We start from the raw sequence: 25,639 nt of genomic DNA, 5'->3' as shown, positions 1-25,639 counted from the left end.
TATATAATTATATTATTTATGATAGGTTTATTTTCAACCTTATCCTTCAATTACACTACAATTCTAGCCACTCCCACGTCACTTTCTAATATTCTTGGAAAATCTGCTGCTGTACCTGACGGTATCAAGGATTTAAGCGATTGGTTTAATGTTGGCCAATACCCAATCCCTACCGGTAATACTAATTCTGGTGCTATTTTGGAACCAGGTTCTTCTACCAATTCTTCCAAACAAGCAGTTGTTAAGATTTCTAAATATGGTCATCAATCTACTGTTGCGGCGGTTTGGTCAAAAAGAGATCAGGCTAGATCTGATACAGATAATCAAAATTACATCGATGTTAATCGTCGTCAGACAATGTCCATGTGGCTATACTTTGGTGGCGATGTAGTTAACCCTAATAACGGAGACGGAATGGCCTTTGTCTTGCAAAACTCTGGTCCCAATGCTTTCAATAGTTCTGACGCTTATGGTGTGACCGGTAGTGGTATTGGTGGTGAAACTCTAGGTGTTTGGGGATCCGTTTTGAAAAATAGTAACGATACGGTCCAAAAAGAGAACAATACTAGCAAACTGATTGCTGGACGGGCAATTCAGAATAGCTGGGCTCTTGAATTTGATACCTTTTCTAATATGAATAGGGGTGGATATGACAGTAACTTTGATTCAGTTTTAACTTCTGGTGCTGACCATATTGCCTCTGGATTCCCAGCTTCACCATATACTTATGATATAAGTAGTCCTAATGGTCCTATTATGCGGCATACTGGCCTTATTCAAAATAGAAACAATACACATTTATTAACTGATCAAAAATGGCATCACCTAACTGTTACTTGGGAACCAGCTAACGTTGCCGTTAATAATGGTGATAGTGGACAATCCTATCCACAAATTATCTACAATTTCAATGATAAGAATCTTGATGGTACACCTAACAGTAATGCTGTTTCACAAACAATTCCCATTCAAGAGAAAGATGCTGCCGGTAATGTTATTAGTAACGATCCCTTCCATTTGAATGGCAGTAACAAACTATATTGGGGATTTACCGGTTCAACTGGTGAAGCATCCGAAACCAATCTGATTATTTTTGAATCTATCCCTTCCATTGTTGAAGCCAATTTAACTTCCTCACTTTACGATGTGACACAAGACAATCGTGAGGTTACTACAGGTGGTACATCTCAGGCTAATTCTGTCAATGATGGTGATGAACTGGCTTTAACTTATAATCCTAAATATGTCAGTGGTTCCAAACCATGGTCCAATATCATAGCTAACATTGACTTACCAACTAATATTACTTATAAAAATGCTACAGTCACTTATAATAATGACACTACACCAACTGAAACATTCACTTTAACTGGTGATCAAACTAATATTAAACATACGTTGACTAAAGCTTTAGACCTAAATGATAATCCAAATGCTACAGTTACAATTTACGGAACCGCTAAGTCTAGCAATGGCACTGATGGCAAACCTTTGGAAACCACTTCAGTTTCTTCGACTCATGCTAGTTTCAATGGAGATAACTCATACAATGATGTTATGACGACTCCGTTCAAAATTGTTCAACCCAAAAAAATCAATTTAACTGCTACTGATACTATTAACCAATCAATCAAAATTGGTGACGGTATCACATTAGGAGGTAAAGTAGCTTATAATACTTCTACTACAGTTGATCCTAATAATTTTCAAGTTTATGCTACAATCAATGGTCAAAAATCAAAGATTGCGACTTCAATGAGTAGTATTCTTGATTCAAATTCAAATGATACTTTCCATTTTCCAATATCAACTAATGATTTGAAAGACGGTTCTAATGATATTGTCTTTACTGTTGAAGATGACTATCACAACGTTTCCAATCAAATTGAGTATCATATTACAGTGGTCGGTAGTTTATTACTAACAACTGCCAATACAAGTAGTTTTAAATCCGTCAATAGTTATCCAACGGATCGAACTATCGGTCGTTCTGATGATTGGAATGTTTATATTACTGACGAACGTCCAAAGAATTCATCTTGGACTTTACAGGCTGAGGCAAGTGAGCTTGTAAATAAAGGTGATAAAACTGCCAAATGGAATAATGGTGGGCTTATCTTTGTTGATAAAAATGGTAATCAAAAGTCACTTTATAATAATTTAACCACGATCGCTACTGGTACCAAATCACTTGATGGTGCACAAACTTCCCAAATTAGTAAACAATGGCTCGCTAATCAGGGAATCCTTTTAAAGCAGAGCACTTATCAGATTAGTGGTACCTATCAGGGTAAAATAACTTGGACCATTTCCGATGGAATTAAAAATTAAACGCATAAAAGAGACTTGATTATCCAAAATCAAGTCTCTTTTTTATTCAAATTCTTTTAAGATGCAATAGCTAAGAATATCCACAGGTTAGGATAATAATTGCCAAAATAACTGGCAAAATTAGCCCCTGAATCGAAAGTAATCCACAGGCAATCAGAAACACCACACTGATAATAAATAGCTTAGAGCCAAATTTATGGGCCATTTTCCACCCTCGTTTAATTTTCAAAATCCATAGAAGTCTGATACCAATGGTCCTGTGCCGTTTTATTTGTCTTAATACGATTCCCAAAGCAAGCAACATGATTCCTGCTATGCTATTACCAATGCATTCTTAACGCCATGTATATTTATACCTAAGCCTGTGGATAACATTATGTGACTAATAACTGATCCTAATACCGAAATAATCAACTGCACAGCCGATAATCTCAGTGGCAACAAGAAAATTGCTCTTGGTTTAAAGCCCCAACTATCAGCTTATAATATAGCTCTTTCCATCACGACAACTGTATAACCAGCTTCAGAAACTTCTTGGCCAGTTTTAACAAAAGCATTTTTCAACAAGAAATGCTCACTCTGTGCATTACCTCGTGGATAAGCCAATTCGATTTTTTTCAAATCAGATTGATGTAAAACTTGGGTAACCTCTGAAATAATTGCTGATCCGACACCTTTATTTTGATATTTGGCATCTACTATAAACAGCCCCATCCAAGCTGTTTGATCATCTGGATACTTCGTAACTAGATCCATCACTGCCACTAATTGTTGATCGTCAAAAAATCCTAAATAGAATTTATCGTCGGCGGTTTTGTTGGCTGGTAAGATTTGCATATCCTCCAAAATACTGTGACGAGTCGGTTGAGGTGGACAATAGTTAAAAAAGTTTGAATTGTTTTGCACAAGTGCAAAAACTTTATTCACATCACTTGAATCTAATTGTTTAACTTGATACTTAGTTGAGAAATTTTTTATATCCATAATTATCTCCTTCACATCTATAAGCATAACAAAAAAACATCCCTCACACTGAGAGATGTTTTTTGAATCAAACCGATAATAATAAATATTAACGTTTTGAGAATTGTGAAGCTTTACGAGCTTTTTTAAGACCTGGCTTCTTACGTTCCTTCATACGAGGGTCACGTGTTAAGAAACCGGCTGCTTTAAGTGTAGGTCTGAAATCAGGATCTACATCAAGTAGGGCTCTAGCAATACCATGTCTGATTGCTCCAGCTTGTCCTGAAAAGCCTCCACCATCAACGTTAGCTAAAACGTCATAGCTTTCTGCTGTTTCAGTAATATCTAGAGGTTGTTTCATATCAGCAATCAAATTGTCAAAAGGAATGTAATCTTTGACATCACGTTTGTTGATTGTAATTTTTCCGTTTCCGGGAACTAAGCGAACACGTGCAACTGAATCCTTACGGCGTCCTGTTCCGGAGTATGCTACTTGTGCCAAATTCTTTTCCTCCTTAGATTAGTTTGTTGATATCCAACATTTCTGGATTTTGTGCTTGGTTTCCATGTTCAGAACCTGCATATACGTGCAACTTCTTAATTTCTAGACGACCAAGTGTATTCTTAGGTAACATACCACGAATTGAGTCTTCGACAAAACGTTCTGGCTTAGTAGCTCTCTTTTCGCCAGCACTAATGCTCTTCAACCCACCTGGGTGATCTGAATGAGAATAATAAATCTTATTCTTTGCTTTTTTACCTGTTAATCTAACTTTATCTGCATTGATGACAATAACATTGTCACCTGTATCAACGTTAGGTGTGTAAGTTGGTTTGTTTTTACCTCTAAGAATAGAAGCAACAACAGATGAAAGTCTACCTAAGACAACATCTTCACCATCAATAACATACCATTTACGTTCAACTTCACTTGCTTTTGCTAATGGTGTTGTACGCACTATAAATTCCTCCAGTTTCTACGTCTGTTTGACAACCTAATAAGTTTCCGGGGCTTACGTGGGGCAAACAATACCAGTTACAATAATACTGTGATTTTCATATTAAGTCAATATTTATCCACAGATTATTAATAAAAAACTTCTTTTAAATATAGCCCACTTGCAGGTGCTGTACCACGAGCCTCTTGTCGATCCTTTACTTCAAACAATCTCAAGAAGTCATGTACATCCCTACGCCCATTACCGATCTCTAGTAGAGTAGCTACTAAGATTCTAACCATATTATATAGGAAGCCGTTGCCCGTAAATTCAAAAACTAATTCGTCATTGCTCTTATTATACACGGCTGTCGCAGAATAGATAGTCCTAACTTTATTTTCTATCACTCCACCTGAAGCCGCAAAGCTAGAAAAATCATGTTCACCAACTAGATCTTTCAAAGCTATCTGAACTTTATCCACATCCAAAGTATACGGATAATGGCCTGTGTAAAACCTTTTGAAAGGATCCGTGTAATATCCACAATCCACCCGATACTGATATGTTTTTCGTTTAACACCAAAACGGGCATGAAAGTTCTCATCAACGATCGATGCACTGCTAACCAAAATATCCAAGGGCATTAATGAATTAACTGCTTTTAGCATATTCTCGGCTGGCATCATTCCAGGATAATCAAAATGAATTACTTGACCAAAGGCATGTACTCCAGCATCAGTTCGTCCAGATCCAAAAACATTGACCTGTTTACCCTTAGTCATCTTACTTAAAGCTTTTTCGACCACACCTTGAACTGTTCGTAAATCATTTTGACGCTGGAAACCATGAAACTTAGTCCCATCATAGGAGATGGTCAGTTTATATCTTGTCATAAATTAATAACTCCGTAAGAATAATAAAATAATTGTCAAAACCGTCATGAATAGAATCATAAAATTGTCTCGTTTACTCCAATTCAGAACGCGATACTTACTGCGCCCTTCACCATCTTTGTAACCACGTGACTCCATCGCAATAGCTAAATCATAGGCAATTGAAAAACTGCTGACAAAAAGAGGGATTAGAATTGGTACAAATGATTTGATCCGCTTGATCAACCCACCCTCACCAAAGTCAACTCCACGAGCTCGTTGAGCATCCATAATCTTGGTTGTTTCATCAACTAATAACGGCACAAATCTTAAGGCAATCGACAACATTAAAGCAACCTGTGTCACTGGAAAATTAATCTTCTTCAGTGGCTTGAGAATGCTCTCGATTGAATCGGAAATTTCGATTGGCGTTGTAGTCAATGTTAATAAGGTCGAAATAAAAATAATCAAAACAAATCTGATAAAAATATACGCCGCTATTACCATACCTTCTTTAGAAAAAGTCAAAAAGCCCCAATGCCAAATTGGATGATTACTGGGCGTAAAGAAGAGCTGCAACGCGACTGTAAATAAAATTAACCAGAATATCGGCTGTAACCCCTTGATGAAGAAACCAAAATTGATTTTTGAAAGATAGACAGCAAAGAGGACAAAAGCTAGTAAAAATGCATATGAGGCTACATTATTCGCCAAAAAGACGATTCCAACAAAGTAAAATGTTAATAGAAATTTACCTCGTGGGTCGAGACGATAAATGATTGAATCTCCTGGCAAATATCGTCCTAAAATTATTTTATCCATTTAATCACCGTTTAACTGATGTTTTATTTCAGTCCCTAACTCGTCAATTGTAATTGGTAACTTATCAAAGTGAAAGCCCTGCTGCATTAATCCCTTAGCAAATTCAGCACTCTTGGGTAAAGTTATTAAATCGTTTTTTAATAGTTCTTGATTGTTGAAAACTTCCTTTGGAAAACCCTGAGCAATAAGTTTTCCACGGTGGATAACTGCCATTGCATCTGCATAATTAGCTACATCATCCATATTATGGGTAATCAAGATAATTGTCTTACCCTTAACCTGCAAGTCCTTAAACAGGCTCATAATCTCTTTTCGACCCACTGGATCAAGTCCAGCAGTCGGTTCATCTAAAATAATAGTTTCTGGATCACTTGCCAAAACTCCAGCAATAGCTACCCGTCGCATCTGTCCGCCAGAAAGATCAAATGGTGATTGAGTCAAATATGATTCATCCAAACCAACCAATTTGATCACTGTTCGAGCTGCTTCACGGGCTTCGGTTTCTGTTGCACCAAAGTTCATAGGGCCAAACATGATATCCTTTTCCACAGTTTCTTCAAACAATTGACTTTCAGGAAATTGGAAAACCATACCAATTTGTTTCCGCAATGGTTTTAGATTCTTATTGTTAGTGTCTGAAGTAATCACCCGATCACCAATCGTAATTGTTCCTGATGTTGGTTTTAACAGCGCATTGATATGTCTTACTAAAGTTGATTTTCCACTACCTGTTTGACCAATGATGGCTGTAAATAATCCATTTTTGATCTTCAATGTGACATCGTCTAAGCCCAGATTGGCTGTTGGACTATTCACATCATAAGAATGTGTCACATGTTCGAATGTAATTTCCATAATTGTTGTTCCAGCTCCTCTTCACTTAGATAGCCCTCAGGCAATTTTACGGTATCCCTTAGTGTTGACATTAATTTACTCGAAAAAGGCTCCTCAAGTCCATATTTTCTTAAATCAGTACCTAAATCATATATTTCAACTGGTTTACCATCTTTAACGATTTTTCCAGTATTCAAAACCACGATTCTTTGTGATAATTCAGTTTCTTCTATATCATGCGTGATTGAAATAATAGTTAGATCCTGTTCTTTACGCAATTGTTGAACCAAATTCAAAACCGTCTTACGTCCATCTGGATCAAGCATACTTGTCGATTCATCCATGATAATTATCTGTGGTTTGGTTGCCAATACTCCGGCGATAGCTACCCGTTGCTTTTGACCTCCAGATAATGATTGCGGATCACGTTTTTTAAAATCAGACATTTTGACTAACTCCAAAGCCCGATCGATTTCTTTTACCATTTGTTCCCGAGGCATACCCTGATTTTCTAAACCAAATGCCACATCATCCTCAACTGTTGCTCCAACAAATTGATGATCTGGATTTTGGAAAATAATGCCAATTTTTTTTCTAGCTTCCCAAATATTATCTTCATTAATAATTTGACCAGCGACCGAAATTGTTCCTGAATCCGCTTCGATCAAACCATCAATTAGTTTAGTCAGTGTCGACTTTCCGCTCCCATTTTTACCAACGATGGATATCCATTCGTTTTTATAGATATCAAGTGAGAGATCATTAATAGCCGCCTGTTTAGCATCGGGATAGGTATAATTTAAGTTTGCGATTGAAATGATTTTTTCCAAAAGTTGTTCTCCTCAAAACTGTGTTATGTATATCATAACCAAAAAATTGAAAAATTGGGTAAAAAAAAATCATTCGATAAATTAGTGTCCCTTTTTAAAAGGATCTCAGAGATAGACTTGGTTAAAAATAACCATCATCTTAACACTCACTAATTCATCAGAATGACTGATTTTTTATAAATTAATAAACAATTATTATTAAACTAGTTCAATAATAACCATTGGAGCAGCGTCTCCACGACGTGGAGTTGTCTTCAAAATACGTGTGTATCCACCATTACGTTCTTTGTAACGAGGTGCAATATCACTAAATAACTTTTGAAGAGCTGATTGAACAATAACTGCATCATCATCTTCTGTAATGTTAGCAACTTCGTTTCTAACATAAGCAGCAGCTTGACGACGAGCATGTAAATCTCCGCGTTTACCTAAGGTTATCATCTTTTCAGTTGTACGACTGATCTCTTTAGCGCGAGTTTCAGTAGTTACAATGTGTTCATTAATGAGTAAATCAGTAGTTAAATCGCGCAACATTGCTTTTCTTTGTGAACTGTTACGTCCTAATTTGCGGTAGCCCATGTCTATACCTCCTGTTTGAATTTGATATTATTAGTCTTCTTGCTTCAATGATAATCCAAGATCAGCAAGCTTTTCTTTTACTTCAACAAGTGATTTGCGTCCGAGATTACGAACACGCATCATATCTGCTTCAGATTTTTCAGTAAGCTCTTGCACAGTATTAATACCGGCACGCTTCAAACAATTATATGAACGAACTGATAAATCAAGTTCTTCAATAGTCATTTCAAGTTTCTTCTCTTTTTGAGTTTCCTCTTTTTCGATCATCATGTCAGCACTCTTAGCTTCTTCAGTAAGGTTTACAAAACTGTTTAAATGTTCTGTAAGAATCTTAGCTGACAAACTAATAGCTTCGCGTGGTCCAATTGAACCATTTGTCCAGATATCGATTGTTAATTTGTCGAAGTCGTTTCTCTTACCCACACGAGTGTTTTCAACTTGATAGTTAACCTTTTCTACAGGTGTAAAAATAGAGTCAACTGGAAGAACACCAATAGGTGTTTCGTCCGTCTTATTTTGTTCTGCAGGAGTATATCCACGACCATTTTTAATTGTCATTTGCATGTGGAAGTGTCCACCCTCAGCAACAGTACAAATAAATTGTTCTGGATCGAGGATTTCCAAGTCATCATCAGCTTTGATATCTTTAGCTGTGACAGTAGCTGGACCAACAATGTCGATCTCGGCTTTTAGACTGTCTTCAGCATAAGACTTTAGCTTTAATTTCTTAACGTTAAGCACAATTTGTGTAACGTCTTCAATTACGCCATCAACAGCTGAAAATTCATGCAATACACCATCTATTTGAATATCGGAGACCGCTGTACCAGGTAATGAAGCTAGTAAAACTCTACGTAATGAATTACCCAAAGTTGTACCGTAACCTCTTTCAAGCGGTTCGATAATATATTTACCATAACTACTACTTTCTTCAACAGAAGTAATAGCTGGCTTTTCAAATTCGATCATTCGGTTAGTTCCCCTTTCAAAACGAAATGTGTGTAGCTTAGTTCATATGGGTATACAACCATTCTATACACGACGACGCTTTGGAGGACGAGAACCATTATGTGGAACTGGTGTAACATCACGAATAGCAGTAATTTCCAATCCAGTAGCTTGTAGTGAACGAATTGCAGCTTCACGACCTGAACCAGGACCTTTAACAGCTACTTCGACTGATTTCATACCATGTTCCATTGATTCTTTAGCAGCAGCTTCACCAGCCATTTGTGCGGCAAATGGTGTTGATTTACGACTACCTTTGAATCCAAGTGCACCAGCTGATGACCATGAAACGGCATTACCGTTAACATCAGTGATCATAACAAGTGTGTTATTGAAAGTTGAGTGAATATGTGCAACACCAGCTTCAATATGCTTCTTAGTACGGCGCTTACGACCTTTTGTTTGTGCCATGATTAACCTCCTATCTTAAATTAATTACTTTTTCTTACCAGCAATGCTAGTTTTCTTACCCTTACGAGTTCTGGCATTGTTCTTTGTGTTTTGTCCACGAACGGGCAATCCACGACGATGTCTCATACCACGATATGAGCCAATTTCTTGTAGTCTCTTGATATTCATACTTACTTCACGACGTAAGTCACCTTCGACACGAACCTTATCAACTTCTGCACGAATTTTTTCTTCTTGATCAGGAGTTAAGTCTCTTGTACGAATGTCTTCTGATACGCCAGCATCTTTAAGTACTTTTTGAGCTGTTGTTTCGCCAACACCAAAAATGTATGTTAGGGCGATAACGATTCTCTTATCACGAGGTAAATCTACACCTGCTATACGAGCCATTAATCACACCTCCTATTTTATTATCCTTGTCTTTGTTTGTGCTTTGGATCTGCAGAGCAAATAACCATGACGCGACCGCGTCTCTTAATTACCTTACAGTGTTCGCACATAGGTTTAACGGATGGTCTTACTTTCATATTGTGGAACCTCCATTCCATTAAAAAAATTGTTATCTATATCTATATGTAATTCTTCCCTTGGTTAAATCATAAGGGGATAATTCCACGGTAACCTTGTCACCGGGTAAAATTCTAATGTAGTGCATACGGATTTTACCTGATACATGAGCTAGAACTGTAGCTCCGTTTTCAAGCTTTACCTTAAACATCGCGTTAGGCAATGTTTCTGAAATTGTACCTTCTACTTCAATGACATCTTCTTTTGCCAAAGATATTAACCTCCATCGGGATGAAATTATTCTGCATATACTGGCGAATTATACAATAATTTTCCGTACATGTAAACATTCAAAGCAAAAAGTTTTACAAGTTTTGTAAAACTTTCTTTACTTCGTTATAAACTTCATCTATTTCTTGTTCACCATTGATCTTGTACAACAAGTGTAACTTGTCATAAAAATCAATTAATGGTGTATTCATTTCAATATTAACTTTCAATCTATTCTTAACCGTTTCTGGTTTATCATCCTCACGTTGGAAGAAATCATGCTTGCCACAGACATCGCATGTTCCTTCAACCTTAGTAGGATTGTAAATTTTATGATAAGTTGCTCCACAATTAGAACAAATATATCTTCCAGATAACCGATCAACTAATGCTTCAGGCTTTACATCGATATAGATGACAGCATCTATAGGTTTGTTTACATTCATTGCAATTGTCTGTAAAGCGTTAGCCTGTTCAAGAGTTCTCGGAAATCCATCTAGCATATATCCATCTTTTTGAACATCAGCTTGTGCTAAACGTTCTTCAACGATAGCTTCGGTAACATCATCCGGAACAAGTTCACCTTTATCGATGAACCCTTTAGCCTTTAGACCAACTTCTGTCTTATTAGCCATGGCTGCTCTAAACATATCACCAGTTGAAATATGAACGACTTTAAAATCTTCAACAATCTTTTCGGCTTGAGTACCTTTACCAGCACCAGGTAATCCCATCAATACAATATTCATTGTCACATCTCCAATTATCTAATAAACCCAACGTATTCACGTTTCATTAAAAGACCACGTAATTGACGATCCATTTCCAAAGCAACACCAACGATAATCAACAAACTCGTACCACCTAATCCGATGGATTGAGGTAAGTTGAACAAGTTAGCAGCTAGTAATGGAAGCAATGAAACTAAACCTAGGAACGCAGCTCCGACGGTTGATAGCTTCATCAATACACCTGACATGAACTTGATTGTTTCATTACCAGGCCAAACACCAGGGATATAAGCCCCTTGTTTTTGTAGGTTTTCTGCAAGCTTCTCAGGATTTACTTGAACAAATGCATAGAAGAATGTAAATAATACAATCAACAATGTATAAATTATAGAACCTGTTGTAGTTTGCATACTGAATATTTCAGTTAATACTTGATACCATTGATCTCCACTGTGATTTGCTTGAAACGCCATCAAAATTGTTTGAGGCGTAACAATAAATGAACTGGCGAAGATAACAGGAATAACACCAGCAACGTTAACCTTCAATGGTAGAAAACTTTCACTACCACTACCAGCAGCACGTCTTGTATATTGAATAGGAATTCTTCTACTTGCTTGTTGAACAAATGTAACAAATTGAACAACAAGCAAGATAATGATCACAAGACCAACAAGGAATCCAATATTCTTAGCAAGATCAGCTGAACTAGCATTTGTAATATAATCACGATAAATTTGCTTCATTCCGTTAGGGAATCTAGCAACAATACCAGCGAAGATAATTACAGAAACTCCATTACCCAAACCTTTATCGGTAATCTGCTCACCAATCCAAGTAAGAAGCATAGTACCACCTGTTAGGATGATACCAATTGTAATGAAAGCTCTCATGTTAGGAGATTTAACTAATCCTAACCCACTTAATTGGTTAAAACCGGCAGTAATACCGATTGACTGAACAAAACCTAAAACAATCGTCAAATATCTCGTTACTTGATTTAACTTTCTACGACCAACTTCACCTTGTTTACTCCACTCAACAAATTTAGGAACAATGTCCATTTGTAAAAGTTGAACAACAATTTGGGCCGTAATGAATGGTGAAACACCCATTGAGAAAATAGAGTAGTTCGAAAGGCCACCACCGGTAACAGTATCCAATAAAGGAACTAATCCTGTTGATCCGACTTTGTCCATTGCTGCGGCATTAACACCGGGCACTGTAATTTGTGAACCCAAACGATATATAACAAGTAACATCAAGGTAAATAGGATCTTTTTACGGATCTCCTTTACCTTTAGAGCATCTCTGATAGTTCCAAGCATTAGATCACCTCTACAGTGCCACCAGCGGCTTCGATTGCTTTAGTAGCTGCAGCTGAACTCTTAGCAACTTTAACAGTTAACTTAGCACTAACCTCGCCATTAGCAAGCAACTTTACGCCATTAGATTCTTTTTTAATAATACCTGCTGCCTTTAATGTTTCAGCATTAACTTCAGCACCATCATTAAACTTACTTAATTCACTTAGGTTAACAATAGCATATTCCTTACGGTTGATGTTATTGAATCCACGTTTTGGCATACGACGGAACAAAGGCATTTGTCCACCTTCAAAACCAATACGTGTCTTACCACCTGATCTAGCCAATTGACCTTTTTGACCACGACCAGAAGTTTTACCTGTACCACTTGAAGTACCACGACCAAGACGTTTTCTTGAATGTCTTGAGCCAGCACTTGGCTTAAGTTCGTTTAGTTCCATTTATTGCACCTCCAAACTTTTTTTGATTTATTAATCTTTAACTTCTTCAACGCTAACTAAATGAGCGATTTTTACCACAGCACCACGAATAGCGGCATTATCCGGCTTAACAACGGAACTTGAAACTCTTCCGAGACCAAGTTCTTTAACAACTTTACGTTGAGCAGGAAGGCGGTGGACTGCACTTCTAGTTAGAGTAATTCTAAGTTTAGCCATAGTTACACACCTTTCTTCTAGTTAAGCAATTCTTGAGCTGAGATTCCGCGCATTTCAGAAACACTTTCGACAGTCTTAAGTTCTTTAAGACCAGCAATAGTTGCACGAATGACGTTGATTGGTGTATTTCTACCAAGTGATTTACTTGTAACATCACCAACACCGGCTAATTCGATAACGGCACGAACGGCACCACCAGCGGCGATACCAGAACCTTCTTCAGCAGGCTTCAACATGATCTTACCGGCACCAAAGTTACCAATAACTTCATGAGGAATTGTTGAACCAACCATAGGAACGGCAATAAGGTTCTTCTTAGCATCTTCAACAGCTTTACGAATAGCTTCAGGAACTTCTTGAGCTTTACCAGTACCGAAACCGACGTGACCATTTTTGTCACCAACGATTACGATAGCTGCAAAACGTAGACGACGGCCACCTTTAACAACCTTAGTAACACGGTTGATTGAGACAACGCGATCTTCTAATTCAAATTGAGATGGATCGATATATGTCATAAATTTGGTTTCCTCCTTCTAGAATTTTAGCCCATTTTCACGAGCTGCTTCAGCAAGACTTTGAACACGTCCATGGTATAAGTAACCACCACGATCAAAGATTACGTTGCTAATTTTAGCTTCTTGTGCTCTTTGTGCAACTAAGGCACCAACAGCTTCAGCTTGTTCAACTTTTGAACCGTCTTTAACTTCTTTATCAAGAGTTGAGGCACTTGCGAGCGTTACACCCTTTACGTCATCAATTACTTGAGCGTAAATGTTTTTGTTAGAACGGAATACATTTAAGCGTGGGCGCTCAGCAGTACCAGAAATTTTGGCACGGATACGTTTTTGACGTTTTTGACGTGCTTTGTTTTTGTCTGGTTTTGTTATCACAATTTTCACCTCATGGATTTATTTATTACTTACCAGTCTTACCTTCCTTACGACGTACATATTCGCCAACATAGCGAATACCTTTACCTTTATAAGGTTCTGGAGAACGTACATCGCGGATCTCAGCAGCAAATTGACCAACCTTTTGCTTTGAGATACCTGAAACAGTGATTTCAGTGTTTGAAGGTGATACTAAAGTGATACCTTCTGGGGTATCCATAACTACTGGATGTGAGTATCCAACTGCAAGTGTCAAGACGTTTGACTTAACAGTTGCACGGTAACCAACACCTCGTAATTCAAGTTTCTTTTCGTAACCTTCTGTAACACCAATGATCATGTTGTTAAGGTTTGAACGCATTGTTCCGTGAAGAGCTTTATCATTATCACTTTCACGTGTGAACTTAGCTTCGTTATCTTCAAGAGTTAATTTAATTTTTGAGTTAAATTGTCTTGTTAATTCACCCTTAGGGCCTTTAACAGTAATGTTTTCATCTTTTTGAGTAATTGTTACACCTGCTGGTACTTCAATTACTTTATAACCGATACGACTCAAATTAGTGCACCTCCTTACTTTTTAAGAATTTTACCAAATATAAGCGATTACTTCTCCACCAACGTGTTGAGCGCGGGCTTCTTTGTCAGTAATAACACCTTTTGAAGTTGAAAGAATAGCGATACCCAATCCGTTAAGGACCTTAGGTACGTTATCTGAATCAACATAACTACGTAAACCTGGTCTTGAAATACGTTTCAAGCCTGTGATTACACGTTGTTGATCTTTTCCATATTTCAAGAAAACACGAATTACGTTTTGTTTGTTATCTTCGATAACTTCGTAATCCTTGATAAATCCTTCGTTCTTGAGAATTTCTGACATGCTCTTCTTAATGTTTGAAGCAGGAATGTCTAGAGATTCATGTTTAACCATGTTTGCATTACGAATACGTGTTAGGTAATCTGCAATAGGATCTGTCATGACCATTTAATTTGCCTCCTTTATTTATTAAAATCTTACCAGCTAGCTTTTTTCATACCAGGGATTTGACCTTCGTGAGCCAATTGACGAAGGCAAAGTCGGCAAAGCTTAAACTTACGATATACAGAATGTGGACGACCACAACGTTCGCAACGTGTATAAGCTTGTGAAGAATACTTTGCGGGTCTATGGTTACGTACGATTTGAGATTTCTTAGCCAATGAATTTACCTCCTAATTTATTTAGCGAATGGCATACCGATTTGTGTTAATAATTCACGTGATTCTTCATCGGTGTTAGCAGTTGTAACAATAACGATGTCCAATCCACGAATTTTATTAACCTTATCGTAGTCAATTTCTGGGAAAACCAATTGTTCTTTAACACCGAGTGTGTAGTTACCACGACCATCAAATGAGCGTGTTGATACACCACGGAAATCACGAACACGTGGTAAAGCAATGTTGATTAGTTTGTCAAGGAAGTCGTACATACGATCACCACGTAGTGTGACCTTAGCACCGATTGACATACCTTCACGAAGTCTGAAACCAGCGATTGATTTCTTAGCCTTTGTAATTAAAGGCTTTTGACCAGCAATTTGGCCAAGTTCTTCAACGGCTTCGTCAAGATTCTTTGAGTTAGAGATAGCATCCCCAACACCCATGTTCAATACGATCTTGTCGATTGATGGTGTTTCCATAACTGAAGTGTAATTAAACTTCTTCATCATAGATGGTGTGATTTCACTAACGTACTTTTCTTTTAATGCGTTAACCATTTAGTTTTCTCCTTTCTTATTTATCTTTTTTATCAGTAGCTTTTATAACTTTAACGTTAGTTGCGCTAATAGCTCTTTCAACGTCAACAATTCCACCTTGGGGTTGAGAATTGCTTGGCTTAGAGTGTTTCTTAACAACGTTTACGCCTTCAACGACGACTTTGTTAGAACTAGGGATAGCTTGTTTAACTACACCAGTCTTACCTTTGTCATCACCAGACATAATTTTGACATTGTCTCCAGTTTTTACAAACACTATTCAGCACCTCCTGAATTTAATTGATCTTTTATAGAACTTCTGGTGCTAGAGATACGATCTTCATAAAATCGTTATCACGTAGTTCACGAGCAACGGGTCCGAAGATACGTGTTCCTCTAGGTGTTTTATCAGCATTAATAATAACTGCGGCGTTTTCATCAAATCTGATGTAAGAACCATCTGTACGGTGAGCACCTGATACAGTTCTTACGATAACAGCTTTGACAACGTCACCCTTTTTAACAACGCCACCTGGTGTTGCTTGTTTAACAGTAGCAACGATAACATCACCGATGTTAGCTGTCTTACGGTTTGAACCACCAAGGACTTTGATTGTTAGAATTTCACGGGCTCCAGAATTATCTGCAACTTTTAGACGACTTTCTTGTTGAATCACGTTTTGGCCCTCCTCTCATCAGTTATAGTCTAGATTGTGACTGCTTTTTCGACGATTTCTAATAAACGGAAGCGCTTTGTCTTTGACAAAGGTCGAGTTTCCATGATACGTACAACATCGCCAACAGCTGCTTCGTTGTTTTCGTCTTGAACGTAGAATTTCTTAGAATATCTTACACGTTTTCCATAAACTGGGTGTTGTTTGATTGTTTCAACAACAACGACGATCGTTTTGTCCATTTTGTCTGAAGTTACACGACCTTGATATACTTTACGACGGTTACGAGTTTCTTGTGTTTCGCTCAACTTGATGTCCCCTTCCTGTTTATTATTTTTCGTTATCTTTTTGGTTTTGAGCTGTTCTTAATCTTGCAATGTTCTTTCTAACAGCCTTTAAACGGGCTGTGTTTTCCAATTGGCCAGTAGCTTGTTGGAAACGCAAGTTGAACAATTCTTCTTTATATGCTTTTACTTTATCTTGTAATTGAGCAGCAGTTAGCTCTTTGATTTCACTAGCCTTCATCAGCGCCACCTACTTCCTCACGTTTTACAAACTTAGTTCTTACAGGTAGTTTGTGTGATGCAAGTCTCAATGCTTCACGAGCAACCTCTTCAGAAACGCCACCGACTTCAAACAAAATCTTTTCGCGTTTAACTGGGGCTACCCATCCAGCTGGAGCACCTTTACCATTACCCATACGAACACCTACACCTTTAGCAGTGTATGATTTATGAGGGAAGATTTTAATCCAAACCTTACCACCACGCTTCATGTAACGAGTCATAGCAACACGAGATGCTTCAATTTGTCTGTTAGTGATCCAACTTGAATCAAGAGCTTTCAAACCATATTCACCAAAAGCAACAGTTTTGCCACCTTTAGCTTCTCCGCGCATCTTACCACGGAATTCACGACGATGTTTTACACGTTTTGGTACTAGCATAGATTATTCTCCTTTCCCTTCATTTTTTGTTTCTGTATGTTGTGGTTTAGCAGGAAGAACTTCTCCACGGTAAATCCAAGTTTTAACACCCAAGTTACCATAAGTAGTCTTTGCTTCAACCCAAGCATAATCGATATCAGCACGTAATGTGTGCAATGGAACAGTTCCTTCTGTAGTCCATTCACGACGAGCCATATCAGCACCGTTTAAACGACCAGAAACTTGAACCTTGATACCTTTAGCACCGGCACGTCTTGAACGTTGGATTGCTTGACGTTGTGCACGTCTGAAAGCAATACGAGCTTCAAGTTGACGAGCGATACTTTCACCAACAAGTCTTGCATCTAGATCAGGTTTCTTGATTTCGATGATGTTGATGTGAATACTTCTGTTTGTTAAGCTGTTTAGTTCATTACGTAGTTTTTCAACTTCAGAACCACCCTTACCGATAACCATACCTGGTTTAGCAGTATGAATAGAAACGGTAACGTTCTTAGCAGTACGTTCGATTTCGATTCTTGATACGGAAGCATTTGAAAGTTTTTCTTCAATATACTTACGAATCTTAAGGTCTTCATGTAAAAATGTTGAAAAGTCTTTATTGTTTGCATACCATTTGGCATCCCAGTCACGGATAACACCGACACGGAATCCGACTGGATTAATCTTTTGACCCACTAAATTTACCTCCTATACTATTCTTTTTCACTTACTACAACAGTAATGTGACTTGTTCTCTTGTTAATTGGTGATGCTGAACCCTTGGCTCTAGGACGGAAACGTTTTAGAGTTGGTCCTTCGTCAACGAAAGCTTCACTGACGTATAGGTTTTGTGCATCTAAATCAAAGTTGTGTTCTGCATTAGCAATCGCTGACTTAAGCGCCTTGATAATAATCGGAGAGCCTGCTCTGGGTGTAAATTGCAACATTGCAATTGCTTCAGCAGCATTTTTGCCTCTGATCAAATCAATAACAAGGCGAGCCTTACGAGGTGCAATACGAACATTTTTAACAACTGCTGTTGCTGATGTAATTTCTTGTTCTGCCATCATTTAAGTCTCCCTTCCTATTTTGCTGGTGCTGTCTTTTTGTCATCAGTACCATGACCATGGAATGTACGTGTAGGTACAAATTCGCCTAACTTGTGTCCAACCATATCTTCTTGGATATAAACTGGAACATGCTTACGACCATCATGAACTGCGATTGTATATCCTACGAAACTAGGAAAAATTGTTGAACGTCTTGACCATGTCTTAATAACTGTTTTCTTTTCAGAATCAGCTTGTGCATCGATCTTCTTTAGAAGGTGTGCATCAGCGAATGGTCCCTTTTTTAAACTACGACTCATCTTATGTCCTCCTTATAATTATTCTAATGAATAGTCTACTTACCTTTTCTATGACGAATGATAAGTCTTTCAGATTTGGCATGTGATGAACGAGTCTTCTTACCCAAGGTCTTCTTACCCCATGGTGACATTGGAGATGGATGACCGATAGGAGCTTTACCTTCACCACCACCGTGTGGGTGATCGTTAGGGTTCATAACTGATCCACGAACTGTAGGTCTAATACCTAACCAGCGTTTACGACCAGCTTTACCAATCTTAATTAGTTCATGTTGTTCGTTACCGATTGAACCGATACTTGCGCGGCAAGTTGAAAGAATCATACGTACTTCACCAGAAGGCAAACGTAGTAATGAATACTTACCATCTCTACCAAGCAATTGAATTGATGTACCAGCAGAACGACCAAGTTGGCCACCCTTACCAGGTTTTAATTCAACATTATGAATAGTTGTACCAACAGGAATATCTGCAAGTGCAAGTGCATTACCTGGTTTGATATCAGCTTCTTTACCTGATTCGATCAATTGGCCTACTTGTAGACCTTTTGGAGCTAAGATGTATGATTTAACACCATCTGAATACTGAATTAGTGCAATATTAGCTGTACGATTAGGATCATATTCAATGGTCTTAACTGTAGCTTTAACACCGTCTTTGATACGTTTGAAATCAATAACACGGTATTTTTGTTTATGTCCACCACCACGATGACGCACTGTAATATGACCGTATGAGTTACGACCAGCAGTATGGCTTTGTGATTCTAAAAGTGTCTTTTCAGGAGTAGTTGAAGTAATCTCTGAAAAGTCAGAACCTGTCATATTACGACGACCGTTTGTGGTTGGTTTATACTTGATAATCGCCATTGTTTGACCTCCTTATTTATTCTTCGTCAAAAATCTTAATTTCATCAGAATCAGCTGTAAGAGTAATGATAGCCTTACGACGTTTTGCTGTAAAACCAACATAACGACCTTGGCGCTTCTTCTTACCTGAAACGTTCATGATATTTACTTGTTTAACTTTAACACCGAAAATTTCTTCAACAGCTTGTCTAACAAGAACTTTGTTAGCATCTAGGGCAACATCGAAAGTATATTTCTTGTCGCTCATAGCATCCATTGAGCTTTCAGTAACAACAGGGCGAATAATTACGTCTCTTGCGTGCATTATCCAAGCACCTCCTCAATTTTAGAAAGTGCTGCTTGTGTAACAACTAGTTTCTTAGCGCTAATAACGTCAAGAACATTAACACCTTCTGGTGCAATGACTTTAACGCCGGCGATGTTTCTTGCTGAAAGAGCAACGTTGTCGTTACCATCTTCAACAATTACAAGGGCTTTGTTGTCGGCACCTAATGTATTTAATAATTGTGCAAAAGCTTTTGTGCTTGGTTTGTCGTATGAAATTGAGTCAATAACGATAACGTTACCGTCAGTAGCCTTTTGTGAAAGGACTGACTTCAATGCCAAACGGCTAACCTTCTTAGGAAGGTGATAAGCATAAGATCTTGGTGTTGGGCCGAATACGACACCACCACCTACCCATTGAGGTGATCTAATTGAACCTTGACGAGCACGTCCAGTACCTTTTTGACGCCATGGTTTTCTACCACCACCACGTACTTCAGAACGGTTCTTAACATCATGAGTACCTTGTCTCATTGATGCACGTTGCATCAATACTGCATCAGTAATAACGTTGTTGTTTGGTTCGATACCAAAGATTGCGTCTTTTACTTCAACAGTACCATTTTCAGCACCGTTATCTTTGTAAGCTGTGATTTTTGTCATAACTCAGTTCCTCCTTCCTATTTTTGATTAGCTTTAACAGCTGTTTGGATTTTAACTAATGATTTATTTGCACCGGGTACATTACCCTTGATCATAATTGCATTACGTTCAGTATCAACACGTACGATTTCTAGGTTTTGAGTAGTAACACGGTTAGTACCCATGTGACCTGGAAGCATCTTACCCTTGAATACACGGTTAATGATCGCACCCATTGAACCAGCAACACGGTGATATCTAGAACCGTGAGTTTCTGGACCTCTAGCTTGACCAAAACGCTTGATGTTACCTTGCATTCCGTGTCCCTTTGTTGTTCCTGTAACGTCGACAATATCACCAGAATTAAATGCGTCAACTGTAACATCTGCACCTAATTCGTAGTCTCCCATTTCAACATCGCGAAATTCGCGAATGTAATGTTTAGGAGTTGTATTTGCCTTTTCTGCATGACCTTTGGCTGGTTTGTTTGATAGAACTTCACGTCTATCTTCAAAACCTAGTTGAACGGCCTCATAACCATCATTTTCAACAGATTTAAGTTGCATAACAACATTTGGTGTTGCTTCAACAACTGTAACTGGAACAAGTTCTCCGTTGTCAGTGAAAATTTGAGTCATTCCGACTTTTTTACCAAGAATACCTTTTCTGGCCATGTTTGCACCTCCAATAATTTATTTTTGATTATTATAATTTGATTTCAATGTCAACACCAGATGGTAGATCCAACTTCATAAGTGAATCCACTGTCTTCTTTGTTGGGTTAACAACATCGATAAGTCTTTTATGTGTACGCATTTCGAATTGTTCTCTAGAATCCTTATGCTTATGTGGTGAACTCAACACTGTATATAGTGAACGTTCTGTTGGCAAAGGAATTGGGCCTGAAATTGTTGCACCAGTTCTTTTTGCAGTTTCCACAATTTTGTCAGCTGATTGATCTAGAATACGATGTTCATAAGCCTTCAAACGAATGCGAATTTTTTGACTTGCCATGGGGTTACCTCCTTTTTGTCTCTTCAAGATGACCGGCTCCGTGAAAGTATCCGCCAGCCCTGCCGTGGCAAAGCGGCCGGGTGTGTCGCAACCTCTCACTTCTAAACCGTTGATATTTTTCAATACCATTTGGTACATACTTCTATATGAAATAAGCACTCTTATAATACTACACGATGAACTCCACTTTTTCAAGGATAAATCAAGGATTTTTTTAAATGAAAGACGCTTTCTTAAAAATCGTTTTTCTATTATACTCAAGGGAAACAACGGAGGTGTATTTTTATTGAACAATCTCGAATTTAGTTATAATAACAGGTTTCCGACAAATAATAAAGACAAATCTTATTTTTATTTATTCAAAGCCCAAGTAATCTTTAATGCGCTTATCATTTTTATCTACAGTGCCACGACTAAGAACCTCTACCTATTTGGGCCAATCATTCTAAATGTCCTCGCATTATACTTAAAACCACATCCTGAAAAAATTATTGATCGAATCAATTTTATCTTTCAGTTATTTTTCCAAGTATTCATCATTGCCGAATCCTACTATTATTTAATCAATGTGACCATGCGACTGTACAACTGGAATTTACCCAGTTCAGTTGGACTGCTATTAGTTTCAATGGTCGTCATGTATATTCCTTATATGATTGTCTTCTTTGGATCAGTCCAGAACAAAGTGCTTCAACTACTTATCTCACTCTTCACTTTTGAATTCATTGCGATGGGTGCTTTAAGTTTAGTTACCTATGGTACGATCCTCTATTTCAATCCTTTTATTGGTTTAATGGAAAATTCTGGTTTCTTAGGTGCGATTGCTTTTCTAGTTTTAATCTTAGTAATCATGAGACATTGGGATTATAAATTCCCCAAGATGCGCTTATCACCCGATGCTAATCTTAAAGTGTTGATTCTTCTATTAATAGTAAGTATCTGGTTTATCATGTGGAATGCCTTCAGTGGTGGTAACAATCTACTAACCTCATTTTTTACTTTCAATTTTTCTAACGTATCCTTCAAGCCACAATATGTGCTTAGTGGTTTTGAAGCTGGGATTGCTGAAGAATTATTGTTCCGCTATGCCTTCCTAACTATCCTATTGGTGGCCTTTAAGAATTATAAATATCAAATCTTCTATGCTCCAGCTATCAGTAGTCTCTGCTTTGGATTGATCCACTTAGGTAACGTCAGTGCTGGTCAAAGTTTAGCAAATACCATCAACCAAGCAATCTTTGCTTTCGGTATGGGATTACTAATGTGCGGTATCTATCTTTATACTGATCTCTTCTATTTACCAGTTATCTTCCATATCCTACTTGATACCTTAGTATTCAGTGTCTCCGGTCAATTAATGTCTGGTAAGGTAACCTTAGTTGATAACATTTTGACCATCTTAGAAACGTTATTGTTTGTTGCAGCAGCAATTCTTTTACTAGTTGCAGTTTATAATAGAAGAAACAAGTCATTTAACTTCTAAACTTAAATCTTCCTAAGGCTCGGTTAGAGCGTAAGTTAACTTAACTTCCCGTCTTCCATAAAAATTAACACATTTATTATTTGTTTTTCTTTATTTCTATTTACAATAAAAATATTTTTAAATTAAAAGTCCATATTAACTGATCCCTTCTCAGTCAATGCGGGCTTTTATTGATTCTTAGAAAAATAAAACTTAATAGTAAGAATTTGTTTAGATTCAGTAACATAAATAACAATTTTCTAGTGCATAATATAGAAACCAATAAACTAGCTCGGAGCAAGGAAGAAAAAATGGCTCAATAGCGACATTTTACTTATTCGGCGTACTTTGCCGGATTAGTAAAAGGCCAAGCTTGAAAACTATTGTTAATGCCTTGTGCATTGATGATAGGTTCCAAGTTGTGCCCGCTATGTTCCAGCCATTTATTTCTTCCTTGTGGAGAGCGGCATCATAATAATAGCTCCGTTAATTTACAATCTAATCGAGCTTAAATAAGAACAAAAAAAACACAATAACAATTAAGTTATTGTGTTTTTTGATTAAATCGCTTATTCAGCGTTTCCACCATTTTTCTTAATGATTTCTGCTTGAATTGACTTAGGAACCTTTTCGTAGTGATCCATTACCATTGTAAATGTACCACGACCTTGTGTTGCTGAACGAAGTGTTGTAGCGTAACCAAACATTTCTGCAAGTGGAACAAAAGAATTGATAAGTTGTGCATTACCACGAGCTTCCATTCCTTCAACACGTCCACGACGAGCAGTAACTTGTCCCATAACATCACCTAAGTATGATTCTGGTGTAACAATTTCAACCTTCATAATAGGTTCAAGAATTACGGCACCAGCATCTTTAGATGCGTTACGTAGTGACATTGAAGCGGCAATCTTAAAGGCAGCTTCAGATGAATCGACATCATGATATGAACCATCATATAATTTAGCCTTAACATCGATCAATGGGTAACCAGCAAGAACACCGTTTTCCATTGATTCTTTCAATCCTTGTTCTACTGAAGGGATGTATTCACGAGGAACAACACCACCGACGATAGCATCTTCGAATTCAAAGCCTTTACCTTCTTCGTTAGGTGTAAATTCAACCCAAACGTCACCATATTGACCTTTACCACCAGATTGACGAACGAACTTACCTTGGGCACTTGCTTGTTGAGTAAATGTTTCACGGTAAGCAACTTGAGGTTCACCAACCTTACATGAAACGTTAAATTCACGTTTCATACGGTCAACCATGATATCCAAGTGAAGTTCACCCATTCCGGCAATAAGAGTTTCACCAGTTTCAGGGTTTGTTTCAGCTTGGAAAGTAGGATCTTCTTCAGAAAGTTTTTGGATAGCAATATCCATCTTATCTCTATCTTCCTTTGAATCAGGTTCGATAGATACTTGAATAACTGGAGCTGGAATGTCCAATGATTCAAGAACAAGAGGATCTGAAGTATCTGTCAAAGAATCACCTGTTGTAGTGTTCTTCAAACCGATAACAGCAGCGATATCACCAGAGAATACTTCTGGGATTTCCTTACGGTGGTTAGAATGCATTTGTAGCAAACGACCAACACGTTCACGCTTGTCTTTAGTTGAGTTCAAAACATAAGAACCTGATTCCAATGAACCTCTATATACACGAATGTATGTTAGACGTCCAACGAATGGATCAGTAGCAATCTTAAATGCTAGACCAGCAAATGGTTTTGCGTCGTCAGCCATAAGTTCAACTTCTGAATCATCTTTAGGATCAGTAGCCTTATAAGGACGTACATCAAGTGGTGAAGGAAGATAATCAACAGTAGCATCCATCAACATTTGAACACCCTTGTTCTTGAAAGCAGAACCTGCAAGAACTGGGAAGTATTTCAAATTGATTGTTGCTTTACGGATTGCTGCACGAAGTTCATCGTTTGTGATTTCTTCTCCATCAAGGTATTTCTCCATGATATCATCATCAACATCAGCAACTGATTCAACTAATTCAGCACGTTTCTTCTTAGCTGCTTCAAGGTAGTCATCAGGAACATCAACTGTATCCCACTTTGTACCTAACTCATCTTCATCATAAAGATCAGCTTTCATTTCGATCAAATCAATAACACCCTCAAAATGATCCTCTGCACCGATTGGCATTTGGATAGCATGAGCATTAGCGTTCAATCTTTCATGAAGTGTTTCTACAGAGTAGTCAAAGTTAGCACCGATTTTATCCATCTTGTTAACGAAGACAATACGAGGAACACCATAAGTTGAAGCCTGACGCCAAACATTTTCAGTTTGTGGTTCAACACCTGATTGAGCATCAAGAACTGTAATGGCACCATCTAGAACACGTAGTGAACGTTCAACTTCGATTGTGAAATCAACGTGTCCTGGAGTATCAATAATATTGATACGGTTACCTTTCCATTCAGCAGTTGTAGCAGCTGATGTAATGGTAATACCACGTTCTTGTTCTTGAGCCATCCAATCCATTTGTGAAGCACCATCATGTGTTTCACCGATTTTATGGATTTTACCAGTATAGTACAAGATACGTTCAGTAGTTGTAGTTTTACCAGCATCAATATGGGCCATGATACCAATATTACGGGTTTTTTCTAGTGGAAATTCACGTTTATTAGCCATGAAATATTGTTTCTCCTCTCAATTTAACTAGTCTAAAAACTA

40 protein-coding genes are annotated in these 25,639 nt (G+C 37.7%); 2 read left to right on the top strand and 38 right to left on the bottom strand.

Annotated elements, in window-relative coordinates; translation table 11 throughout:
* Positions 1-2,331 (top strand): L-type lectin family protein (locus tag IV57_RS13235; RefSeq protein WP_162261221.1); only part of this gene is annotated, 2,331 nt, incomplete at its 5' end.
* A 70-nt stretch (positions 2,332-2,401) separates the two neighbouring features.
* On the opposite strand, the gene IV57_RS10400 is transcribed toward IV57_RS13235, so the two are convergent.
* The 37 genes from IV57_RS10400 to rpsJ form a co-directional block, all read right to left on the bottom strand.
* The gene (locus IV57_RS10400) at positions 2,402-2,635 is read right to left on the bottom strand and encodes an SdpI family protein (protein ID WP_057881458.1); all 234 of its coding nucleotides are present in this window, start codon (positions 2,633-2,635) and stop codon (positions 2,402-2,404) included.
* Positions 2,636-2,811: 176 nt separating this feature from the next.
* On the bottom strand, positions 2,812-3,315 hold the full coding sequence (locus IV57_RS10395; protein WP_057881457.1) for a GNAT family N-acetyltransferase: 504 nt from the start codon (positions 3,313-3,315) through the stop codon (positions 2,812-2,814).
* Between the two features lie 88 nt (positions 3,316-3,403).
* Positions 3,404-3,796: a 30S ribosomal protein S9 gene (gene rpsI / locus IV57_RS10390; RefSeq protein WP_057881456.1), complete on the bottom strand. Its 393-nt coding sequence runs from the start codon at positions 3,794-3,796 to the stop codon at positions 3,404-3,406.
* Positions 3,797-3,809: 13 nt separating this feature from the next.
* The gene (rplM, locus tag IV57_RS10385; protein ID WP_057881455.1) at positions 3,810-4,253 is read right to left on the bottom strand and encodes a 50S ribosomal protein L13; all 444 of its coding nucleotides are present in this window, start codon (positions 4,251-4,253) and stop codon (positions 3,810-3,812) included.
* A 128-nt stretch (positions 4,254-4,381) separates the two neighbouring features.
* Positions 4,382-5,125, bottom strand: coding sequence for a tRNA pseudouridine(38-40) synthase TruA (truA, locus tag IV57_RS10380; protein ID WP_057881454.1), 744 nt, complete (start codon positions 5,123-5,125; stop codon positions 4,382-4,384).
* A gap of 3 nt (positions 5,126-5,128) precedes the next feature.
* Positions 5,129-5,926 carry an energy-coupling factor transporter transmembrane component T family protein gene (locus IV57_RS10375; protein WP_057881453.1) on the bottom strand — a complete coding sequence of 266 codons (798 nt, stop codon included), beginning with the start codon at positions 5,924-5,926 and terminating at the stop codon, positions 5,129-5,131.
* A complete protein-coding gene (locus IV57_RS10370) occupies positions 5,927-6,781 on the bottom strand; it encodes an energy-coupling factor transporter ATPase (RefSeq protein WP_057881452.1) in 855 nt (284 codons plus the stop codon).
* Positions 6,757-7,590, bottom strand: coding sequence for an energy-coupling factor ABC transporter ATP-binding protein (locus IV57_RS10365; RefSeq protein ID WP_057881451.1), 834 nt, complete (start codon positions 7,588-7,590; stop codon positions 6,757-6,759). The genes IV57_RS10370 and IV57_RS10365 overlap by 25 nt, the downstream gene beginning before the upstream one ends.
* 198 nt (positions 7,591-7,788) lie before the next feature.
* The gene (gene rplQ, locus IV57_RS10360) at positions 7,789-8,169 is read right to left on the bottom strand and encodes a 50S ribosomal protein L17 (RefSeq protein WP_057881450.1); all 381 of its coding nucleotides are present in this window, start codon (positions 8,167-8,169) and stop codon (positions 7,789-7,791) included.
* A 30-nt stretch (positions 8,170-8,199) separates the two neighbouring features.
* Complete coding sequence (locus tag IV57_RS10355; protein WP_057881449.1) at positions 8,200-9,138, bottom strand: DNA-directed RNA polymerase subunit alpha; 939 nt, start codon at positions 9,136-9,138, stop codon at positions 8,200-8,202.
* A 63-nt stretch (positions 9,139-9,201) separates the two neighbouring features.
* A complete protein-coding gene (gene rpsK / locus IV57_RS10350; protein WP_057881448.1) occupies positions 9,202-9,588 on the bottom strand; it encodes a 30S ribosomal protein S11 in 387 nt (128 codons plus the stop codon).
* Positions 9,589-9,612: 24 nt separating this feature from the next.
* On the bottom strand, positions 9,613-9,978 hold the full coding sequence (rpsM, locus tag IV57_RS10345) for a 30S ribosomal protein S13 (RefSeq protein ID WP_057881447.1): 366 nt from the start codon (positions 9,976-9,978) through the stop codon (positions 9,613-9,615).
* A 20-nt stretch (positions 9,979-9,998) separates the two neighbouring features.
* Positions 9,999-10,115: a 50S ribosomal protein L36 gene (gene rpmJ / locus IV57_RS10340; RefSeq protein WP_010018546.1), complete on the bottom strand. Its 117-nt coding sequence runs from the start codon at positions 10,113-10,115 to the stop codon at positions 9,999-10,001.
* Positions 10,116-10,147: 32 nt separating this feature from the next.
* Positions 10,148-10,366 (bottom strand): translation initiation factor IF-1, encoded by a 219-nt coding sequence (gene infA, locus IV57_RS10335; protein WP_010018544.1) that lies wholly within the window; start codon positions 10,364-10,366, stop codon positions 10,148-10,150.
* Positions 10,367-10,460: 94 nt separating this feature from the next.
* Positions 10,461-11,114, bottom strand: a complete 654-nt coding sequence (locus IV57_RS10330) for an adenylate kinase (protein ID WP_057881446.1) — start codon at positions 11,112-11,114, stop codon at positions 10,461-10,463.
* A gap of 14 nt (positions 11,115-11,128) precedes the next feature.
* The gene (gene secY / locus IV57_RS10325) at positions 11,129-12,424 is read right to left on the bottom strand and encodes a preprotein translocase subunit SecY (RefSeq protein WP_057881445.1); all 1,296 of its coding nucleotides are present in this window, start codon (positions 12,422-12,424) and stop codon (positions 11,129-11,131) included.
* On the bottom strand, positions 12,424-12,864 hold the full coding sequence (gene rplO, locus IV57_RS10320) for a 50S ribosomal protein L15 (protein ID WP_057881444.1): 441 nt from the start codon (positions 12,862-12,864) through the stop codon (positions 12,424-12,426). The genes secY and rplO overlap by 1 nt, the downstream gene beginning before the upstream one ends.
* A gap of 30 nt (positions 12,865-12,894) precedes the next feature.
* The gene (rpmD, locus tag IV57_RS10315) at positions 12,895-13,080 is read right to left on the bottom strand and encodes a 50S ribosomal protein L30 (protein ID WP_057881443.1); all 186 of its coding nucleotides are present in this window, start codon (positions 13,078-13,080) and stop codon (positions 12,895-12,897) included.
* 17 nt (positions 13,081-13,097) lie between these two features.
* Positions 13,098-13,598 carry a 30S ribosomal protein S5 gene (gene rpsE / locus IV57_RS10310; protein ID WP_057881442.1) on the bottom strand — a complete coding sequence of 167 codons (501 nt, stop codon included), beginning with the start codon at positions 13,596-13,598 and terminating at the stop codon, positions 13,098-13,100.
* 18 nt (positions 13,599-13,616) lie between these two features.
* Entirely contained in the window at positions 13,617-13,982 is a 366-nt protein-coding gene (gene rplR, locus IV57_RS10305; protein ID WP_057881441.1) for a 50S ribosomal protein L18, read from the bottom strand.
* A gap of 16 nt (positions 13,983-13,998) precedes the next feature.
* Positions 13,999-14,529: a 50S ribosomal protein L6 gene (gene rplF, locus IV57_RS10300; protein ID WP_057881440.1), complete on the bottom strand. Its 531-nt coding sequence runs from the start codon at positions 14,527-14,529 to the stop codon at positions 13,999-14,001.
* Between the two features lie 30 nt (positions 14,530-14,559).
* Complete coding sequence (gene rpsH, locus IV57_RS10295) at positions 14,560-14,958, bottom strand: 30S ribosomal protein S8 (RefSeq protein WP_057881439.1); 399 nt, start codon at positions 14,956-14,958, stop codon at positions 14,560-14,562.
* 29 nt (positions 14,959-14,987) lie between these two features.
* Positions 14,988-15,173, bottom strand: coding sequence for a type Z 30S ribosomal protein S14 (locus IV57_RS10290; protein WP_057881438.1), 186 nt, complete (start codon positions 15,171-15,173; stop codon positions 14,988-14,990).
* Positions 15,174-15,190: 17 nt separating this feature from the next.
* Positions 15,191-15,733 (bottom strand): 50S ribosomal protein L5, encoded by a 543-nt coding sequence (gene rplE, locus IV57_RS10285; protein ID WP_057881437.1) that lies wholly within the window; start codon positions 15,731-15,733, stop codon positions 15,191-15,193.
* A gap of 16 nt (positions 15,734-15,749) precedes the next feature.
* Positions 15,750-15,989, bottom strand: a complete 240-nt coding sequence (gene rplX, locus IV57_RS10280; protein WP_057881436.1) for a 50S ribosomal protein L24 — start codon at positions 15,987-15,989, stop codon at positions 15,750-15,752.
* Between the two features lie 31 nt (positions 15,990-16,020).
* On the bottom strand, positions 16,021-16,389 hold the full coding sequence (gene rplN / locus IV57_RS10275; RefSeq protein WP_057766345.1) for a 50S ribosomal protein L14: 369 nt from the start codon (positions 16,387-16,389) through the stop codon (positions 16,021-16,023).
* A 29-nt stretch (positions 16,390-16,418) separates the two neighbouring features.
* On the bottom strand, positions 16,419-16,694 hold the full coding sequence (gene rpsQ, locus IV57_RS10270) for a 30S ribosomal protein S17 (RefSeq protein ID WP_083488957.1): 276 nt from the start codon (positions 16,692-16,694) through the stop codon (positions 16,419-16,421).
* A gap of 22 nt (positions 16,695-16,716) precedes the next feature.
* A complete protein-coding gene (gene rpmC / locus IV57_RS10265; protein ID WP_057881434.1) occupies positions 16,717-16,911 on the bottom strand; it encodes a 50S ribosomal protein L29 in 195 nt (64 codons plus the stop codon).
* On the bottom strand, positions 16,901-17,332 hold the full coding sequence (gene rplP / locus IV57_RS10260; RefSeq protein WP_057881433.1) for a 50S ribosomal protein L16: 432 nt from the start codon (positions 17,330-17,332) through the stop codon (positions 16,901-16,903). Before rplP ends, rpmC begins: the two co-directional genes overlap by 11 nt.
* 3 nt (positions 17,333-17,335) lie before the next feature.
* Complete coding sequence (rpsC, locus tag IV57_RS10255) at positions 17,336-18,010, bottom strand: 30S ribosomal protein S3 (RefSeq protein WP_057881432.1); 675 nt, start codon at positions 18,008-18,010, stop codon at positions 17,336-17,338.
* A gap of 17 nt (positions 18,011-18,027) precedes the next feature.
* Positions 18,028-18,381: a 50S ribosomal protein L22 gene (gene rplV, locus IV57_RS10250; protein WP_057881431.1), complete on the bottom strand. Its 354-nt coding sequence runs from the start codon at positions 18,379-18,381 to the stop codon at positions 18,028-18,030.
* 17 nt (positions 18,382-18,398) lie between these two features.
* Positions 18,399-18,683: a 30S ribosomal protein S19 gene (gene rpsS / locus IV57_RS10245; protein ID WP_057881430.1), complete on the bottom strand. Its 285-nt coding sequence runs from the start codon at positions 18,681-18,683 to the stop codon at positions 18,399-18,401.
* A 35-nt stretch (positions 18,684-18,718) separates the two neighbouring features.
* Positions 18,719-19,552: a 50S ribosomal protein L2 gene (gene rplB, locus IV57_RS10240; protein WP_057881429.1), complete on the bottom strand. Its 834-nt coding sequence runs from the start codon at positions 19,550-19,552 to the stop codon at positions 18,719-18,721.
* A 16-nt stretch (positions 19,553-19,568) separates the two neighbouring features.
* Complete coding sequence (gene rplW / locus IV57_RS10235) at positions 19,569-19,856, bottom strand: 50S ribosomal protein L23 (protein ID WP_057881428.1); 288 nt, start codon at positions 19,854-19,856, stop codon at positions 19,569-19,571.
* Entirely contained in the window at positions 19,856-20,479 is a 624-nt protein-coding gene (gene rplD, locus IV57_RS10230; RefSeq protein WP_057881427.1) for a 50S ribosomal protein L4, read from the bottom strand. Before rplD ends, rplW begins: the two co-directional genes overlap by 1 nt.
* 17 nt (positions 20,480-20,496) lie before the next feature.
* Positions 20,497-21,132 carry a 50S ribosomal protein L3 gene (gene rplC, locus IV57_RS10225; protein ID WP_057881426.1) on the bottom strand — a complete coding sequence of 212 codons (636 nt, stop codon included), beginning with the start codon at positions 21,130-21,132 and terminating at the stop codon, positions 20,497-20,499.
* 31 nt (positions 21,133-21,163) lie between these two features.
* A complete protein-coding gene (rpsJ, locus tag IV57_RS10220) occupies positions 21,164-21,472 on the bottom strand; it encodes a 30S ribosomal protein S10 (protein ID WP_057881425.1) in 309 nt (102 codons plus the stop codon).
* 286 nt (positions 21,473-21,758) lie between these two features.
* Between rpsJ and IV57_RS10215 the strand changes: the two genes are divergently transcribed.
* Positions 21,759-22,955: a CPBP family intramembrane glutamic endopeptidase gene (locus tag IV57_RS10215; RefSeq protein WP_057881424.1), complete on the top strand. Its 1,197-nt coding sequence runs from the start codon at positions 21,759-21,761 to the stop codon at positions 22,953-22,955.
* 548 nt (positions 22,956-23,503) lie between these two features.
* Here IV57_RS10215 and fusA read toward each other — a convergent pair.
* Complete coding sequence (gene fusA / locus IV57_RS10210; RefSeq protein ID WP_057881423.1) at positions 23,504-25,597, bottom strand: elongation factor G; 2,094 nt, start codon at positions 25,595-25,597, stop codon at positions 23,504-23,506.
* Positions 25,598-25,639: the final 42 nt, after the last annotated feature.

This window comes from Companilactobacillus kimchiensis (assembly GCF_001438805.1).
GTDB lineage: Bacteria > Bacillota > Bacilli > Lactobacillales > Lactobacillaceae > Companilactobacillus > Companilactobacillus kimchiensis.
This window is presented reverse-complemented; position numbering and strand designations above follow the sequence as displayed.

Coding starts and splice junctions, on each gene's coding strand:
- IV57_RS10400 (WP_057881458.1), bottom strand. CDS start 2,635: ATGTTGCTTGCTTTGGGAATCGTATTAAGACAAATAAAACGGCACAGG.
- IV57_RS10395 (WP_057881457.1), bottom strand. CDS start 3,315: ATGGATATAAAAAATTTCTCAACTAAGTATCAAGTTAAACAATTAGAT.
- truA (WP_057881454.1), bottom strand. CDS start 5,125: ATGACAAGATATAAACTGACCATCTCCTATGATGGGACTAAGTTTCAT.
- IV57_RS10375 (WP_057881453.1), bottom strand. CDS start 5,926: ATGGATAAAATAATTTTAGGACGATATTTGCCAGGAGATTCAATCATT.
- IV57_RS10370 (WP_057881452.1), bottom strand. CDS start 6,781: ATGGAAATTACATTCGAACATGTGACACATTCTTATGATGTGAATAGT.
- rplQ (WP_057881450.1), bottom strand. CDS start 8,169: ATGGGCTACCGCAAATTAGGACGTAACAGTTCACAAAGAAAAGCAATG.
- IV57_RS10355 (WP_057881449.1), bottom strand. CDS start 9,138: ATGATCGAATTTGAAAAGCCAGCTATTACTTCTGTTGAAGAAAGTAGT.
- rpsK (WP_057881448.1), bottom strand. CDS start 9,588: ATGGCACAAACAAAAGGTCGTAAGCGCCGTACTAAGAAGCATATTGAA.
- rpsM (WP_057881447.1), bottom strand. CDS start 9,978: ATGGCTCGTATAGCAGGTGTAGATTTACCTCGTGATAAGAGAATCGTT.
- rpmJ (WP_010018546.1), bottom strand. CDS start 10,115: ATGAAAGTAAGACCATCCGTTAAACCTATGTGCGAACACTGTAAGGTA.
- IV57_RS10330 (WP_057881446.1), bottom strand. CDS start 11,114: ATGAATATTGTATTGATGGGATTACCTGGTGCTGGTAAAGGTACTCAA.
- secY (WP_057881445.1), bottom strand. CDS start 12,424: ATGCTTGGAACTATCAGAGATGCTCTAAAGGTAAAGGAGATCCGTAAA.
- rplO (WP_057881444.1), bottom strand. CDS start 12,864: ATGGAACTAAACGAACTTAAGCCAAGTGCTGGCTCAAGACATTCAAGA.
- rpmD (WP_057881443.1), bottom strand. CDS start 13,080: ATGGCTAAACTTAGAATTACTCTAACTAGAAGTGCAGTCCACCGCCTT.
- rpsE (WP_057881442.1), bottom strand. CDS start 13,598: ATGACATATATCGATCCATCTCAATTTGAATTAGAAGATCGCGTTGTC.
- rpsH (WP_057881439.1), bottom strand. CDS start 14,958: ATGGTCATGACAGATCCTATTGCAGATTACCTAACACGTATTCGTAAT.
- rplE (WP_057881437.1), bottom strand. CDS start 15,733: ATGGTTAACGCATTAAAAGAAAAGTACGTTAGTGAAATCACACCATCT.
- rpmC (WP_057881434.1), bottom strand. CDS start 16,911: ATGAAGGCTAGTGAAATCAAAGAGCTAACTGCTGCTCAATTACAAGAT.
- rplP (WP_057881433.1), bottom strand. CDS start 17,332: ATGCTAGTACCAAAACGTGTAAAACATCGTCGTGAATTCCGTGGTAAG.
- rplV (WP_057881431.1), bottom strand. CDS start 18,381: ATGGCAGAACAAGAAATTACATCAGCAACAGCAGTTGTTAAAAATGTT.
- rpsS (WP_057881430.1), bottom strand. CDS start 18,683: ATGAGTCGTAGTTTAAAAAAGGGACCATTCGCTGATGCACACCTTCTA.
- rplB (WP_057881429.1), bottom strand. CDS start 19,552: ATGGCGATTATCAAGTATAAACCAACCACAAACGGTCGTCGTAATATG.
- rplW (WP_057881428.1), bottom strand. CDS start 19,856: ATGCACGCAAGAGACGTAATTATTCGCCCTGTTGTTACTGAAAGCTCA.
- rplD (WP_057881427.1), bottom strand. CDS start 20,479: ATGACAAAAATCACAGCTTACAAAGATAACGGTGCTGAAAATGGTACT.
- rplC (WP_057881426.1), bottom strand. CDS start 21,132: ATGGCCAGAAAAGGTATTCTTGGTAAAAAAGTCGGAATGACTCAAATT.
- rpsJ (WP_057881425.1), bottom strand. CDS start 21,472: ATGGCAAGTCAAAAAATTCGCATTCGTTTGAAGGCTTATGAACATCGT.
- fusA (WP_057881423.1), bottom strand. CDS start 25,597: ATGGCTAATAAACGTGAATTTCCACTAGAAAAAACCCGTAATATTGGT.